Source organism: Pseudomonas sp. LM13 (assembly GCF_041381355.1).
Lineage (GTDB): Bacteria > Pseudomonadota > Gammaproteobacteria > Pseudomonadales > Pseudomonadaceae > Stutzerimonas > Stutzerimonas frequens.
This window is the reverse complement of record NZ_JACBXH010000031.1, coordinates 41604-55341: the sequence shown is the minus strand read 5'-3', so window position 1 is coordinate 55341 and position 13738 is coordinate 41604. Positions and strand designations below refer to the sequence as shown.

The following is a 13738-nucleotide window of genomic DNA, read 5'->3' as shown; positions in this document are numbered from 1 at the left end:
CTAGGGCTGCACAGTACATTCTCTGGATGGCTTTTCGCGAACAGCGGCCATAACTGGCTAAAGCCTGATGCGGGACTAAGAAGTTGCACCCTTTCCGCTCACCGCGGACGGGCAAGCACCAAATTCAAACCAAAGGAGCAATCACAATGAAAGTGGGCGAAAACGTAAGAAATACTCGTCGAATTGATTGTTTTTTGGTCATTTGGCGAGTTTAAAAGTTGCGCCAGGTGGTATGCCGGGGAAATACATGGCTACTTCAGACCATCCCTAAATAGCGACTTGAAAGCAAAGATAGAAGATATCCAGAACCTGGAACACGAGTGTGAAGAAGCCGTGACAAAGTGCCGGGAATACCAGCATAAAAATGAGCAATTGGCGGAAAACATGGCCGCACTCACCACCCAGAAAGCGGATGTCGATAAGCAAGTGGCCGTGTTATCCCACGCATTGGAGACCACCAAAGCCGAACTGAAAACCGCCCAGGATAAAGTGGCATTTCTGACCGACGAGAATAAGGTGATTCTTCAGGAAAAAGCAGTGATCCAAGGGCAGTTTAAACAGCTTCAAGGTTCGCTATAACAATTTAATGGATGTATTTTGACCGTCTGGCTGTCAAATGCAGAAATCGTTGCCAGCCTCTAAACGAGCAAACTTGTCAAATTTGTCGGTTCTTCCACAAGACCCCTATATGCGACCACACAATGACAACTGCCAATAACATCAGGAGTATTTATGAATAACAGAACCCTGTTAGGACTTTCTCTGCTCACTCTGAGCGTCAGTACCGGGCAAGCTGCAATGGCCGCCGGCGAGAAAGGCGAGGGATTTATCGAAGGCAGCAGCCTGACCATTCTCAATCGAAATCTCTACTTCAACCGCGATTTCCGTAAAGGCCAGTCCAGCAGCTCGGGTAATGGCTATTCGGAAGAGTGGGCGCATGGCGTGATAGGCAGATTCGAGTCTGGTTTCACCGAGGGCACCATAGGCTTTGGTGTCGATGCCTTTGCCATGCTAGGGCTCAAGCTTGACACCGGCGACGGCCGTTCTGGAGCAGGCGGCACAGTCGACGTGATGCCTTACAACAGCCTCGGGCAGGCTGAGGACAACTACTCCAAACTGGGGGGCGCGGTGAAAACTCGGTTCATGGATACCGAGATCAAGGTAGGCGACGTCTTTCCTGTCAGCCCGGTCGTCCACTACGGTGATGCGCGGCTGTTACCGGAGAGCTTCCGAGGTGTCACCGTGGTCAACAGCAGCGTGGAAGGATTGTCGCTTCAAGGCGGTCGCCTCCACTCGATGAGCCAACCCAATACCAGCAGTATGCGCGACGGCTTCGCTACCTTCTACGCGGGCGAAGTCGACTCGCCATGGATCGCCTATTTCGGCGGTGATTACACGCTTAACGACAATGTGGGCTTCAGTCTCTACACCAGCCGGCTCAAGGATGCCTGGAATCAATATTACGCGGGCACCACGCTGAGCTACCCGCTTGCGGACGATGTCGCCTTGATCGGCGGGCTGAACTACTACAAGGCGGTCGATGAAGGGAGGCAGCTCCTCGGGAGCTTCGATAACAACATCTGGAGCGGCAAGGTCGGCATCCAATTCGGCGCTCATACAGTGCTGGTGGGTCTCCAGCGCAACAATGGCGATGATGACTTCGACTACTTGCGCCAATCGGACTCCATCTACCTCGACTCCGCCCTCCAGTACAGCGACTTCAACTCGCCGAAGGAGAAGTCATGGCAAGTGCGCTATGAGCTGGATATGGCGCCTTTCGGTGTGCCTGGATTGGGCTTCATGACTCGATATGCCCAGGGCTGGGATGCCGACTACAGCAACGCCAACGAAGTCTATATGCGCCGTGATGACAACGGCGATCCGTTGACCAACCAGAAGCGCTGGGAGCGGGACATCGAGGCCAAGTACGTTGTGCAGTCTGGGTCGTTGAAGGACATGTCCTTTCGCATTCGACAAGCCACGACTCGCGCCACCGACTTCGAGTCGGATTTGGATGAGTTCCGCCTGATTGTCGAGTACCCGCTGGAAGTTCTCTAACCCTGGCAAGCGAGCGGGTTGATTGCCCGCTCGCTCCTTGGTCCTGCTGTCCCCTCGTAGTGCTCCTTTGGTTTGGAGACAGCCCTTGGCGCCCTAGGGCGCCTTTTTTACTTAGGTTAAAGGACGTATAAAAATGAGTCGGCCACTACACACAAGCGGCCGTGCTGGCAGGCAGTACTACTGGGCGGGATATTCTGCAACGACCTGATCAGAACCCGTCTTGGTCAAGCCAATGACCTGGTAGGCATGCTGTACGCCATCGATTTCCATGCCGGGGGAGCCCGCCGGCATCCCGGGAACAGCGATGCCCAGCAGATCATCGCGCTTGGTGAGTTCGATGACCTGAGCCGCCGGCACATGACCTTCGACGAACTTGCCGTCAATCACCGCGGTGTGACAAGACGCCAACCGCGGCGCAACGCCCAGACTTTGCTTCACTGCCGTCATGTTGCTTTCGACATGGTCGACGACTTTGAAGCCATTCGCTTCGAGGTGTGAGATCCACTTCTTGCAACATCCGCAATTAGCATCACGATGGACATCAATCGTCAGGGCATCAGCGGCTTGAACTGCAGATGTGACGGAGAGAGCGGCCAGCAAGGCCAGATATTTAGCTTTCATGCACGTGCTCTTTGCCATCGGCGTGGGTATGGGTCTTGGGCGAGGCATTCGGAGTTTGCTCGGAATGATGGTCTCCGCCGCTTGGGGCGGCCTCATCCCCGGCATGGTGGTCATCGCTACTCATGTCCGAATGGTGACCTGCCTCAGGTGCGGAGCCACCCTCGCTATCAGTAGCCGCGGCATCGTGATGGCCAGGCTCTCCGGCATCACCTGTTCCATGATGGTCTTCGCCACCGCCGCTATTGCCATGATGGCCAGGCTTGTTGTCGCCGTGCTGACCTTCATGATTGTGCATTTGCGTTTCCCCACCACCATGCTGATGGCCGCCACTGGATGCGACGAGTGCTTGGTATTGCTTGGCATCCATCGCCGGCAATTGGTCAAGGAAGGCAACCATGCCCCAGATGTACTCATCGCCCATGCTCTTGCCCCACGCAGGCATACCCGTTGCCTTGATGCCATGCTTGATCACCCAGAACGCTGCTGACGGATTGCCATCGAGACCGATTTTGGCGAGGTTGGGAGGCGCAGGATAAAGCGATTGGCTTAGCTCGGTCTCCGCCACACCTGGCGCCAAATGACAGCCGATACACATGGAGTTGTAGTTGCCCGCACCGGCGCGAATAAGAGCTTGATCATCCAGGTTGGGAACCTCGATGTTCCGCGAACGGACTTCGATAGAGCGGTCACGGGCCATCGTGAGAAACGCATGCACTGCAGGAAAATGGGGATCGTCGGCCCCCACGTTGACCACGCCAAAGTAGGCACCGGCCAGGACAGCTGTGCTACCGACCACGCCGGCCGCCACCAAAGTTTTAATTGTTCTTTTCATGTCAGGTTCTCAAAACCACATCCGGATACCGGCGACAAAACGCGCCTCGTCTACATCACCGCCCTCGTCGCGCACCATGTCTGCCGTGTTGCCATAGGAGCGGCTCCAAGAAACCCCGATATAGGGGGCAAACTGCCGGACAATCTCGTAACGCAGACGTAAACCGAGCTCGGTATTGGCCAACCCGGACCCCACACCTCGCTCAGGATCGTTCTTGCCGTAGAAGTTCATTTCGGCAGTTGGCTGGAGAATCAGCCGGTTGGTCAGCAGAATGTCGTACTCGCCCTCCAGTCGGGCAGCAGTTTGGCCATTCTCGCCGACGAAGGCCGTGGCTTCGGCCTCAAAGGCGTAAAGCGCCATGCCCTGGATACCGAAGGCGGCCCAAGTCTGCGGCGACTCCGGTTTGAAGTCCTGGCGGACGCCCGCGACGACATCCCACCAAGGGCCGATCGAGCGGCCGTACAGCAGCTGTAATTCAGCGTCCTCGGTAACGCCGTTGGTACGCTCGCCTTCGGAGCGGAACCAGACCCGGTTGATATCACCGCCTACCCAACCCGACGCATCCCAGGCCAGGGTGCTGCCCTCATCTGCGTCTTGGTATTCGAGCTGATCGAGCAGGAAAAGCTGTTGATGGCGCTGTCATGCACCTTGTGGCCAGGCAGTGGCGGGAAAGCCGCTTGGCGATCAGCATCCGTCAGAACGGGAATCGGCGTACGACTGGTAGTTCTCGGGGCTTCAGCGGAGCCATGGTTCATCTTCGAATGATCCATGCCCTCCATCTGTCCCTGCATGGTGCCGTGTCCCATCTTGCTGTGGTCCATGGCTGGGGCCTTCTCTTGGCTCTGGCTGTGGCCCATCTGGCTATGGTCCATGCTGCCCGATTCGCTCTGCATGGCACCATGATCCATCTTGCTGTGATCCATGCCCTCCATCGGCGCTTTGGCGGAACCGTGGCCCATCTGGCTGTGGTCCATCGACATGGAGCCGTGCCCCATTGCCGAATGATCCATTTCTTCCGCAGCCTGGGTAACGCCGCCGCTGAGTGCACTCAGCGACACGACCAGCGCTATGAGGGACGGGCGTGAAAACCTAGTGGTCATGGTTCGAACCTGCTTCGGCTTCGGTGCCGCCATGCTTATCCATCATCTTCTCGTGCCCCATATCGTCATGGTTCATGCCCTCATGATCCATGGTGCCATGATCCATCTGCTGGCCAGCGGCCTTGCCTTTCGATTGATCTGCAGGCTTGTCACTGATGGCCTCGGGCGCAGCCGACTCGGCAGCATGTTGTTCGTGCTCGCTGTGCCCCTCACCTGCCAATGACGTCGGCGCGTACAAAGCAGCCAAAAAACTGAACATCGCTGCGCTGCCAAACAGGGCATTACGCTTCATAAAAGTACTCATCAGAAATCTCCTTTACTCATCCACACGGACTTCACGGAACATGCCCATTTCCATGTGGAGCAACAGGTGGCAGTGGTAGGCCCAACGCCCCAACGCATCGGCGGTCACCCGATAGCTGCGCTTGGAACCTGGCGGCATGTCGATGGTGTGTTTACGCACCAGGAAATTGCCGTTCGCATCCTCCAGGTCGCTCCACATGCCATGAAGATGGATCGGATGAGTCATCATGGTGTCGTTGACCAGCGTGATGCGAACACGCTCGCCGTACTTGAGGCGCAGAGGCTCGGCGTCAGAGAACTTGATGCCATCGAAGGACCAGGAGAATTTCTCCATGTGCCCGGTAAGGTGCAGCTCGATGGTGCGACTTGGTTCGCGACCATCCGGGTCGAGGAAGGTGCTGCGCAGGTCAGAGTACGTGAGGACGCGTCGGCCGTTGTCTCGCAAACCAATACCTGGGTCGTCCAACTTATGCGTTGGTGTCATGGTTTGCATATCGACCAGCGGGTTGTTGGTCTCTGAGGCTGGGTGTGCCTGCATGGCACCTGCCATGCCTGCCATGCCACCCTGCATGCTCCCATGATCCATGCCCGCCATACTGCCGTGGTCCATTCCGGCCATGTTCCCGTGATCCATACCGCCCATGCTGCCGTGATCCATACCCATGTCGCCCATCGCAATCAGCGGACGCGGGTCGGGGCTGGGTACTGGTGCACTCAACCCCTCCTGTACAGCAAGGGTGCCGCGCGCATAGCCAGTGCGGTCCATGGATTGGGCAAACACGGTATAGGCCTGTTCGCTGTCTGGTTCGATGATCACGTCGTAGGTCTCGGCCACGGCGATACGGAACTCGTCGACGCTGACCGGTTTGACGTGCAGACCATCGGCCGCAACCACAGTCATCTTCAGGCCTGGGATGCGCACATCGAAATAGGTCATAGCCGAGGCATTAATGAACCGCAGGCGGATCTTTTCGCCTGGTTTGAATATGCCGGTCCAGTTGCCATCAGGTGCCTGGCCATTCATCAGGTAGGTGTAGGTGTAGCCACTGACGTCAGCGAGATCCGTCGGGCTCATCTTCATCTCGGCCCACATCTTGCGATCGGCTACGGCGGCGGACCAACCCATCTCGCTTACGTCATCGATGAAGTCACCAACGGTGCGTTTGTGCTGGTTGTAGTAGTCCGACTGTTTCTTGAGCTTGGCCAGTACCCGCGTTGGATTTTCATCCGTCCAGTCGCTCAGCAACACGACGTAATCACGGTCGTAACTGAAGGGCTCGGGCTCCTTGGCATCGATTCCGTCGCCCAAGCGACCGTACCTGTCCTGTACGCCGCACCACGCGCGCCGTACAATGCCGAGCCTAATTCCAGCCTCTGCAAGGACATAACGGCCACATGCGCACCAGTCAGTTCCTGCTCTCGACCCTCAAAGAAACCCCTTCCGATGCGGTGGTGATCAGTCACCAGCTGATGCTGCGTGCCGGAATGATCCGCAAGCTGGCGTCCGGCCTCTACACCTGGATGCCGATGGGGCTGCGAGCGCTACGCAAGGCCGAGGCCATCGTTCGCGAGGAAATGAACAAGGCAGGCGCGCTGGAAGTCCTGATGCCCGCCATCCAGCCGGCCGAACTTTGGCAGGAATCCGGTCGCTGGGAGCAATACGGACCGGAGCTGCTGCGCCTGAAGGATCGCCATGACCGCGAGTTCTGTGTCGGCCCGACCCATGAGGAAGTCATCACCGATCTGGCGCGCAATGAGCTGAACAGCTACAAGCAGCTGCCGATCAACTTCTATCAGATCCAGACCAAGTTCCGCGACGAGATCCGCCCGCGCTTCGGGCTCATGCGTGGGCGCGAGTTCCTGATGAAGGATGCCTACTCCTTTCATCTGAATCAGGAGTCGCTGCAGGAAACCTACGACCGGATGCATCGGGCCTACTGCAACATCTTCACCCGCCTAGGCTTGAACTTCCGTCCGGTGCAGGCCGACACCGGCTCCATCGGCGGCACCGGCTCCCACGAATTTCATGTACTGGCCGAATCCGGCGAGGACGATATCGCCTTCAGCGATTCCTCCGACTACGCGGCCAACATCGAGAAGGCCGAAGCCATCCCGCGCGAAACCGAACGCGCAGCCCCTGGCGAAGAGTTGCGCCTGATCGATACACCGGATGCCAAGACCATCATCGAGCTGGTCGAGCAGTTCGGCGTGGCCATCGAGAAAACCGTCAAGACGCTTGTGGTGCACGGCGTCGAGAAAGGCCAGCTGGTCGCCCTGATCGTACGCGGCGACCATGAACTGAACGAGATCAAGGCCGCCAATCTGGCGCAGGTCGCCAGTCCGCTGGTATTCGCCTCGGAAGCCGAGATCCGTGCCGCCATCGGCGCCGGCCCCGGTTCACTGGGCCCGCTGAACCTGCCGATTCCTTGTGTGATCGACCGCTCCGTCGCACTGATGAGCGACTTCTCCGCCGGCGCCAACATCGATGACAAGCACTATCTCGGCCTGAACTGGGAGCGCGACCTGCCGTTGCCGCAGATCGCCGACCTTCGCAACGTGGTCGCTGGCGACCCGAGCCCGGACGGCAAGGGCAACCTGGTAATCAAGCGCGGCATCGAAGTCGGTCATATCTTCCAGCTCGGCACCAAGTACAGCGAAGCGATGAACTGCCAGGTCATGGGCGAGAACGGCAAGCCGGCGACCCTGATCATGGGCTGCTACGGCATCGGGGTTTCCCGCGTGGTCGCTGCGGCTATCGAGCAGAACTACGACGAGCGCGGCATTCTCTGGCCGGACGCCCTGGCACCGTTCCAGATTGCGCTGGTGCCGATGAAATACGAGACCGAGGCGGTCCGCGAAGCTACCGACAAGCTCTACGCCGAGCTGACCGCAGCCGGCTACGAAGTTCTGCTCGACGACCGTGACAAAAAGACCAGCCCTGGCGTCAAATTCGCCGACATGGAGCTGATCGGCATCCCGCACCGCATCGTCATCAGCGATCGTGGATTGGCGGACGGCGCGCTGGAATACAAGCATCGCCGCGATGCCCAACCACAGCAGGTAGCCGTTTCAGATATCCTCTCCTTCATCAATTCGCGTGCTCATCGCTGACCGGAAACCATGCTCAACCGACATCTTGTCGCTTCAACCAGCGCCGCGCTCTGCGCGGCGCTTCTGCTTGGCGGCTGCGCCAATCACCTGCCTCAGCGCAGCGAGCATGAAGCGCACACCGAACGCAAACTGCTCGACCACAGCCTGCGCATCGAGCTCGGCGAACCACAGGTACTCGAACTGCCCCAGCGGCGTGTTCGCGTGCAGGAACAGAAAACCTTCGAAGTCACCGATTTCGAGGTCACACGCCGTTACGATCGCTATACGCCCTATCAGCCGTGGCGCGAGCTGTACGAAATCCCGATGGGGGTCGTCGCGGTAGTCGCGGGGATCGGCGCCAACGTGCTCAACGTAGTGATGCTCGGGAACATCCCCGAACGCGCCACACGAGACTGGATCAGCTACGGTTTCGCCGGTCTCAATCCGTTCATGAACGTCGAGTCCAACGGACGCTCGCAGCAGAATCTCGCCAGCCTCGATGAGCAGCGACGGGATGCTCGGCTCGAGTACAGCAGCCTGCCCTGGGCCGAACGGCCGGTTCGGGTCGTCGCCGGTCCGCAGACCCACGAACTGACCACCGACCGTTACGGCGTACTTCGCCTGAACCTGCTCGACGGATCGTTCGCTGACCAGGATGTCACTCAGGTGGGCAAGCTGCAGCTATCGGTAGAAGATTCGCAGGACGGTACGCGAGCTGACGCCACGCTACTGGTCAGCCACAAGCTGCGCGGCAAGCTGCAGGAGGCGCATAACCTCATATTCGATGACCTCGAGGGCGACGATGTGGCGCAATGGGTGCATCGAGTCAGACGGCTGTCCGAGCTCGGCATGGAAGAGGAAGCCAGCGAGCTGGAGCAGAGCCTGATCGAGCTGACGCGCAACGACCCTGAGTTGCAGAAGCAGTTTCTGGACAGCCTGATCGAAGGCAGCGACGGAAACTAAACCCGATGATCCCGCGGATGCTCGTTCTGCCGTTGCTTCTGGCGCTGGCGTTGTCGGCAAACGCCAACATCCGCCAGGCGCCTGAACCCGAGCTACGCGATCTTATGCAGCGTACCGTTGCGGAGGCTGACAGCTTTCAGGACCGCTTCGACGCGGAAGTCTGGCTGGTGGACATGTCCGGCCGCCTCAAGCGCTACCTTCCAGACGCTGGGGAGCGCCTGACGCTCCTCAGGCTGGTACACCGCGAAGCGAGCAAAGCCGGCCTGCAACCGGAGCTGGTCCTGGCGCTGATCCACGCCGAAAGCCATTTCGACCGCTTCGCCATATCCAGCGTCGGCGCACAGGGCATGATGCAGGTAATGCCGTTCTGGAAGGCGGAACTCGGACGACCGCAGGACAACCTGACCGACAACGCCACCAATCTGCGCTATGGCTGCACCATCCTGAGCTATTACCTTCGCAAGGAAAACGGCGACATCAACCGAGCGCTGGCCCGCTACAACGGCAGCCTTGGCAAGAATCGCTATCCAGCCAAGGTGATCGGCTTCTGGCAGGACTTCTGGTACGTCAAACCGTAAGCGACTCGCAGCCGGAACCACTGGCGCGGATTACTCGCCGCGCAGCTGCTTGAGGTGCTCGAGTATGCCCTCGGCAGTCTGCTCGCCAACCAATTGCTTGCGAACCCTGCCTTCGTCATCCACCAGATAGCTCACCGGCAACACTGCGCTGCGGGACAGCTGCAATCGCTCGGCCGGATCGTCGCTCAGCACCTTGAAGCGAATGCCAAGGGTTTGTGCCGCCTTTGCAAGCTCCTCCCCTCGCAGCTCGTCGAAATTGACACCGAGCACCTCCAGCTGCCGCTCCTGCTCGGCCAGGGTATTGAGTTCAGGAATCTCCGTACGACAAGGGCCGCACCACTCGGCCCAGTAATTGATCAGCAGCCACTTGCCCTGCAGATCGGCAGCGGTCACGTCCCTGCCGTACTGATCCGGCCCCCAACTGCTGTCACAGGCGGCGAGCAGCACGCAGGCGAAGATGAAAAGCGATGAACGTAGTTTGGCCATGAGCGATGCCTCGTCGGAATGAGCGGAAGGATACCGCGTACTCCCCGGCCGAGCACGATCAGGCAGCCGTTTGCGGGCATCGAACGGTGACGCCAAGTAAGCGCCGCGTTTTCACTGTTCTGCGAGTCCCGTCACGCCGCCCATCGCTCAAGTGCACAGTTTTCGCCGGACCGGACTGCCTATAATTCCGCACCTCACCGACTAACCAGTAGCGAAGCCATGCCTCAACACAATGACAAACTGATCGGTAGTGTGCCGTCGCGCATCGTCGAGCAAGCAGCCATTTCGCTGACCACTTATGACGGTCGCATCGCTGAGTTCAATGTTGCCAGCTGGCTCCAGCTGCAGGGAAAGGCGGGACTGATGGTCTCGCTGGTTGCCAAGTACCGCGACGGACAACAGCAGCGAGAAGCGGCTATCGATCATGGTCGAACCGATGGCGCCGGCAAGATCCTGCTCTCCGGTATCGCCCGGCTACCGGTAAAGCAGAAGATCGAAGATCTGCAGATTCATCTTCGACCGGCCTCGGCGGTGGTCGCCGTATCCGTTGAAGAACTGTTCGTGCATCCCGTCGAGCCCGTCACGGCTGAGCGCATTACCGCACAAGCCTGATCAGCCACTCACCTGCTTCGACGTGTCCGGCACGTTTTGCACAGCTTCTGCTTGTTGCCCGCTCTGCCCCTCCGACCGGTCCACCAGAGATTCGGGCCACTGTGTGAAACGCAGACCAGTCAGGCGATTCAAGGCATCCAGCGCGGCGTCAGGCGCTCGCTGGTGCAGATAAAGAATGGTGCTGCGCTTGCCGTTCATCACGCCGTCCTCTCAACCATCATATCCATTGCCAGAAGCATGCCAGCATTCGAGCCGAGGCCCGATACTCCTCAGGGCGCGGCGTGCGGCCGGCTTCCGCCCGGCCCAAGCGCCCCAGAAAACTGCGCAATCATTCCGTTACTGACGATTTTTGTCACCACCGGCCTGCAACCAGTCCGCCAGGCTGCCACCGAACAGATTGGTCTGCTCCTGTTGCAGCAGCTGCAGCGAACGACGCAGCGTCGGGTACCAGGGCTCGTCGAGCTGCTCCGGTAGCGCGTCGCGTGCCGACAAGGGCCAGGGATTGCAGCGCAGCAGCTGATCGAGGCTGTAATGCCCGAGGTCTCGACACAGCACCCAGCCGCCTGTACCAGTGCGGCAAACCAGCTGCTCCTGCTCGAAGAAGCCAAGGATTTCGTCCCATTCGTCCTCGGGTAGGCGCAGGCCGGCCCGGTGCAGGTCACGCAGATGTAGTTCCCTGCCCTCCTGCTGACGCTGGTGCAGCGTGCGCAGCAGCATCAGCATGACCAGCAGCCGCGGCAAAGGGCGGCGGCGCCATTGCTGTGAGGAGGACAACCCGCAGACCAGCTCGGCGCCGAACAGCACGATCATCCATGACAGATAGACCCAGAGCAGAAACAGCGGAACGGCGGCAAACGCGCCGTAGATCAACTGATAGCTGGGAAAGTAGCTGACATAAAGACCGAACAGCTGCTTCGCCGTTTCGAACAGCACCGCGGTGAAGACTCCGCCCACCAGGGCGTGACGTAGCGGCACCCGCGTATTGGGCACGGCGGCATAGATCAAGGTGAACGCGGCGACACTGAGCAGCAATGGCATGACCTTGATCAGCGTGCCCACGCCAATGAGCGCATAGGGCCCGGAGATCAATGAAAGCGAGGCGACATATGTACTGGTCGCGAAGCCGGCGCCGAGCAGCAGTGGGCCGAGGCTGAGAATGGCCCAGTAGAGCAGAAAGCTGGACACGCCACGCCGGGGCTGCCGAACGCGCCAGATCGTATTGAACGCCTTTTCGATCGTCAGCAGCATCATCAGCGCAGTGGCCATGAGAAACCCGACACCGAACCAAGTCAGCTGCCGTGCCTGGCTGGTAAAGGCCAGGAGGTACTCCTGAATGGTCGCACCGGTCGATGGGATGAAGTTGTTGAAGATGTAGTACTGGATCTGTTCGCCGACGCCCTTGAACGCCGGAATCGCCGAGAGCATGGCGAAAGTCACCGTCATCATCGGCACCACGGCGAACAGCGTGGTATAGGTCAGCGCCGCAGCACTGTGCGGCCCTCGATCCGTCAGGAAACGCCTGACCAGGAAACGGCCGAATTCCAGCATGTTATCGATGCGCTGATGCATCCATTCTCCCTTAGAGGCACGACGACCCCGAGATCTTGCAGCGGACAGATGCCGTCCCTGCAAATGGCCCGTGCTGCACATTTCGGCAGGCACGCCGTTGAAGGTTAGAATGGCCACCTCAACCGGCGAGACGCAACCTCAAATGACCGAACTCACGCTTTATCACAATCCGCGCTGCTCCAAATCACGCGCTGCACTGGAGCTCCTTGAAGCTCGCGGGCTGAAACCCGAGATCGTGCGTTATCTGGATTCCCCGCTTTCGACCAGCGAACTCAAAGAGCTGCTGAACAAGCTGGGACTTACCGCCCGGCAGCTATTGCGGACCGGCGAAGACGAGTACAAGACGCTCGAACTGGCTGATGCCGGACTGGAGGAAGCCCAGCTGATCGCAGCGATGGTCGAGCACCCGAAGCTGATCGAGCGTCCGATCCTGGTCGCTGGCGACAAGGCCATCATCGGCCGACCGCCGGAAAAGGTTCTGGAGATATTGCCGTGAGTGCGCCTTACGTTCTCGTGCTCTACTACAGCCGCCACGGCGCCACTGCTGAAATGGCGAGACAGATCGCCCGCGGTATCGAACTGACCGGCATGGAAGCGCGCCTGCGCACCGTCCCGGCGGTCTCCACAGAATGCGAAGCCGTCGCACCGAGCATTCCGGACTCCGGCGCGCTCTATGCGACGCTCGATGATCTGAAGAACTGTGCCGGGCTTGCAGTGGGCAGCCCGACCCGCTTCGGCAACATGGCAGCGCCAATGAAGTACTTCCTCGATGGCACCAGCAGCCTGTGGCTCACCGGCGAACTGGTTGGCAAGCCAGCGGGCGTATTCACCTCGACGTCCAGTCTGCACGGCGGCCAGGAAAGCACCTTACTCTCAATGCTGTTGCCGCTGCTGCACCACGGCATGCTGATACTCGGTCTGCCCTACAGCGAGAATGCCCTACTGGAAACCCGCGGCGGCGGTACACCCTACGGCGCCAGCCATCATGCAGGGGCGGACGGCAAGCGTCTGCTCGACGAGCATGAAATCGCCCTCTGCCGCGCGCTGGGGCAACGGCTCGCGCGCACCGCTCAACAGCTGGAGACCCATCGTGGCTAAGAAGCGCAAACCCCTACCGACGCTGGAATGGCTCAAGCCACGGCTCAGGCTCAGCCGGGCCATCAGCCTCGCCAGCTTCTTCGGCCTCGCTGCGCTGCTGGTTGTATGGAATCTGGTATTTGCCGACCTTCACGGAGCGCGCATCTGGGTAGTCCTGAGCATCCAGCTGATTCCATTACTGTTGGTTGCCCCGGGAATGATCGCTGGCAGTCCGCGAGCGCATGCCTGGACCTGCTTCATCGTCAACCTTTACTTCATCCAGGGCGTGCTGGCCGCCATCGACCCGGCGCGCATGGTCTACGGATGGCTGGAAGCGTTCATCAGCCTGACGTTGTTCATCGCAGCTTTGCTGTATACCCGTTGGGCCTATCAATACGAACGCAAGCTCGCTGGAGAAAGCTGACCGCTGGGCCGACCGGGATGCAAAC

15 protein-coding genes and 2 pseudogenes are annotated in these 13738 nt (G+C 59.4%); 9 read left to right on the top strand and 8 right to left on the bottom strand.

The features are described from left to right. The first annotated feature begins 279 nt into the window (after positions 1-279). On the top strand, positions 280-579 hold the full coding sequence (locus HZR81_RS17510) for a hypothetical protein (protein ID WP_178111474.1): 300 nt from the start codon (positions 280-282) through the stop codon (positions 577-579). A 153-nt stretch (positions 580-732) separates the two neighbouring features. Next, the gene (locus tag HZR81_RS17505; RefSeq protein WP_500128837.1) at positions 733-2058 is read left to right on the top strand and encodes an OprD family porin; all 1326 of its coding nucleotides are present in this window, start codon (positions 733-735) and stop codon (positions 2056-2058) included. A 177-nt stretch (positions 2059-2235) separates the two neighbouring features. Here HZR81_RS17505 and HZR81_RS17500 read toward each other — a convergent pair whose 3' ends face one another. The 5 genes and pseudogenes from HZR81_RS17500 to HZR81_RS17480 all read right to left on the bottom strand — a co-directional run. Continuing rightward, positions 2236-2679 carry a DUF411 domain-containing protein gene (locus tag HZR81_RS17500; RefSeq protein WP_125886303.1) on the bottom strand — a complete coding sequence of 148 codons (444 nt, stop codon included), beginning with the start codon at positions 2677-2679 and terminating at the stop codon, positions 2236-2238. Further along, on the bottom strand, positions 2669-3511 hold the full coding sequence (locus HZR81_RS17495) for a c-type cytochrome (RefSeq protein ID WP_161612204.1): 843 nt from the start codon (positions 3509-3511) through the stop codon (positions 2669-2671). Before HZR81_RS17495 ends, HZR81_RS17500 begins: the two co-directional genes overlap by 11 nt. A gap of 9 nt (positions 3512-3520) precedes the next feature. Then, positions 3521-4611, bottom strand: a pseudogene (locus tag HZR81_RS17490) (copper resistance protein B). Further along, positions 4601-4915 carry a hypothetical protein gene (locus tag HZR81_RS17485; RefSeq protein ID WP_024616826.1) on the bottom strand — a complete coding sequence of 105 codons (315 nt, stop codon included), beginning with the start codon at positions 4913-4915 and terminating at the stop codon, positions 4601-4603. Before HZR81_RS17485 ends, HZR81_RS17490 begins: the two are co-directional and overlap by 11 nt. A gap of 12 nt (positions 4916-4927) precedes the next feature. Further along, positions 4928-6247: pseudogene (locus HZR81_RS17480) on the bottom strand (copper resistance system multicopper oxidase); the annotation flags it as partial. A 62-nt stretch (positions 6248-6309) separates the two neighbouring features. On the opposite strand from HZR81_RS17480, the gene HZR81_RS17475 reads away from it, so the two are divergent. The 3 genes from HZR81_RS17475 to HZR81_RS17465 are packed head-to-tail and all read left to right on the top strand — an operon-like array spanning position 6310 to position 9545. Continuing rightward, positions 6310-8025 carry a proline--tRNA ligase gene (locus HZR81_RS17475; RefSeq protein WP_200629704.1) on the top strand — a complete coding sequence of 572 codons (1716 nt, stop codon included), beginning with the start codon at positions 6310-6312 and terminating at the stop codon, positions 8023-8025. A 9-nt stretch (positions 8026-8034) separates the two neighbouring features. Beyond that, the gene (locus tag HZR81_RS17470; protein ID WP_500128836.1) at positions 8035-8967 is read left to right on the top strand and encodes a hypothetical protein; all 933 of its coding nucleotides are present in this window, start codon (positions 8035-8037) and stop codon (positions 8965-8967) included. A gap of 5 nt (positions 8968-8972) precedes the next feature. Beyond that, positions 8973-9545 carry a lytic transglycosylase domain-containing protein gene (locus HZR81_RS17465; protein WP_063539753.1) on the top strand — a complete coding sequence of 191 codons (573 nt, stop codon included), beginning with the start codon at positions 8973-8975 and terminating at the stop codon, positions 9543-9545. Between the two features lie 30 nt (positions 9546-9575). On the opposite strand, the gene HZR81_RS17460 is transcribed toward HZR81_RS17465, so the two are convergent. Further along, a complete protein-coding gene (locus tag HZR81_RS17460; protein WP_063539752.1) occupies positions 9576-10031 on the bottom strand; it encodes a TlpA family protein disulfide reductase in 456 nt (151 codons plus the stop codon). 219 nt (positions 10032-10250) lie between these two features. On the opposite strand from HZR81_RS17460, the gene HZR81_RS17455 reads away from it, so the two are divergent. After that, the gene (locus HZR81_RS17455; protein ID WP_063539751.1) at positions 10251-10643 is read left to right on the top strand and encodes a hypothetical protein; all 393 of its coding nucleotides are present in this window, start codon (positions 10251-10253) and stop codon (positions 10641-10643) included. Here HZR81_RS17455 and HZR81_RS17450 read toward each other — a convergent pair whose 3' ends face one another. Further along, positions 10644-10841, bottom strand: a complete 198-nt coding sequence (locus tag HZR81_RS17450; protein WP_063539750.1) for a hypothetical protein — start codon at positions 10839-10841, stop codon at positions 10644-10646. 138 nt (positions 10842-10979) lie between these two features. After that, positions 10980-12212 carry a virulence factor BrkB family protein gene (locus tag HZR81_RS17445; RefSeq protein WP_152481540.1) on the bottom strand — a complete coding sequence of 411 codons (1233 nt, stop codon included), beginning with the start codon at positions 12210-12212 and terminating at the stop codon, positions 10980-10982. A 142-nt stretch (positions 12213-12354) separates the two neighbouring features. On the opposite strand from HZR81_RS17445, the gene arsC reads away from it, so the two are divergent. From arsC to HZR81_RS17430, 3 genes are read left to right on the top strand one after another with little or no spacing between them, the layout of a single operon-like run. Beyond that, complete coding sequence (gene arsC / locus HZR81_RS17440) at positions 12355-12708, top strand: arsenate reductase (glutaredoxin) (RefSeq protein ID WP_102840045.1); 354 nt, start codon at positions 12355-12357, stop codon at positions 12706-12708. Further along, positions 12705-13310, top strand: coding sequence for an NAD(P)H:quinone oxidoreductase (gene wrbA, locus HZR81_RS17435; RefSeq protein ID WP_161612206.1), 606 nt, complete (start codon positions 12705-12707; stop codon positions 13308-13310). The genes arsC and wrbA overlap by 4 nt, the downstream gene beginning before the upstream one ends. Continuing rightward, positions 13303-13713, top strand: coding sequence for a DUF2069 domain-containing protein (locus HZR81_RS17430; RefSeq protein ID WP_063539747.1), 411 nt, complete (start codon positions 13303-13305; stop codon positions 13711-13713). The genes wrbA and HZR81_RS17430 overlap by 8 nt, the downstream gene beginning before the upstream one ends. Positions 13714-13738 lie beyond the last annotated feature (25 nt).

Excerpts from the sequence above, each read along its gene's own strand:
- HZR81_RS17505 (WP_500128837.1), top strand. The coding sequence starts at position 733 with ATGAATAACAGAACCCTGTTAGGACTTTCTCTGCTCACTCTGAGCGTC.
- HZR81_RS17500 (WP_125886303.1), bottom strand. The coding sequence starts at position 2,679 with ATGAAAGCTAAATATCTGGCCTTGCTGGCCGCTCTCTCCGTCACATCT.
- HZR81_RS17495 (WP_161612204.1), bottom strand. The coding sequence starts at position 3,511 with ATGAAAAGAACAATTAAAACTTTGGTGGCGGCCGGCGTGGTCGGTAGC.
- HZR81_RS17485 (WP_024616826.1), bottom strand. The coding sequence starts at position 4,915 with ATGAGTACTTTTATGAAGCGTAATGCCCTGTTTGGCAGCGCAGCGATG.
- HZR81_RS17475 (WP_200629704.1), top strand. The coding sequence starts at position 6,310 with ATGCGCACCAGTCAGTTCCTGCTCTCGACCCTCAAAGAAACCCCTTCC.
- HZR81_RS17470 (WP_500128836.1), top strand. The coding sequence starts at position 8,035 with ATGCTCAACCGACATCTTGTCGCTTCAACCAGCGCCGCGCTCTGCGCG.
- HZR81_RS17465 (WP_063539753.1), top strand. The coding sequence starts at position 8,973 with ATGATCCCGCGGATGCTCGTTCTGCCGTTGCTTCTGGCGCTGGCGTTG.
- HZR81_RS17460 (WP_063539752.1), bottom strand. The coding sequence starts at position 10,031 with ATGGCCAAACTACGTTCATCGCTTTTCATCTTCGCCTGCGTGCTGCTC.
- HZR81_RS17455 (WP_063539751.1), top strand. The coding sequence starts at position 10,251 with ATGCCTCAACACAATGACAAACTGATCGGTAGTGTGCCGTCGCGCATC.
- HZR81_RS17450 (WP_063539750.1), bottom strand. The coding sequence starts at position 10,841 with ATGAACGGCAAGCGCAGCACCATTCTTTATCTGCACCAGCGAGCGCCT.
- HZR81_RS17445 (WP_152481540.1), bottom strand. The coding sequence starts at position 12,212 with ATGCATCAGCGCATCGATAACATGCTGGAATTCGGCCGTTTCCTGGTC.
- arsC (WP_102840045.1), top strand. The coding sequence starts at position 12,355 with ATGACCGAACTCACGCTTTATCACAATCCGCGCTGCTCCAAATCACGC.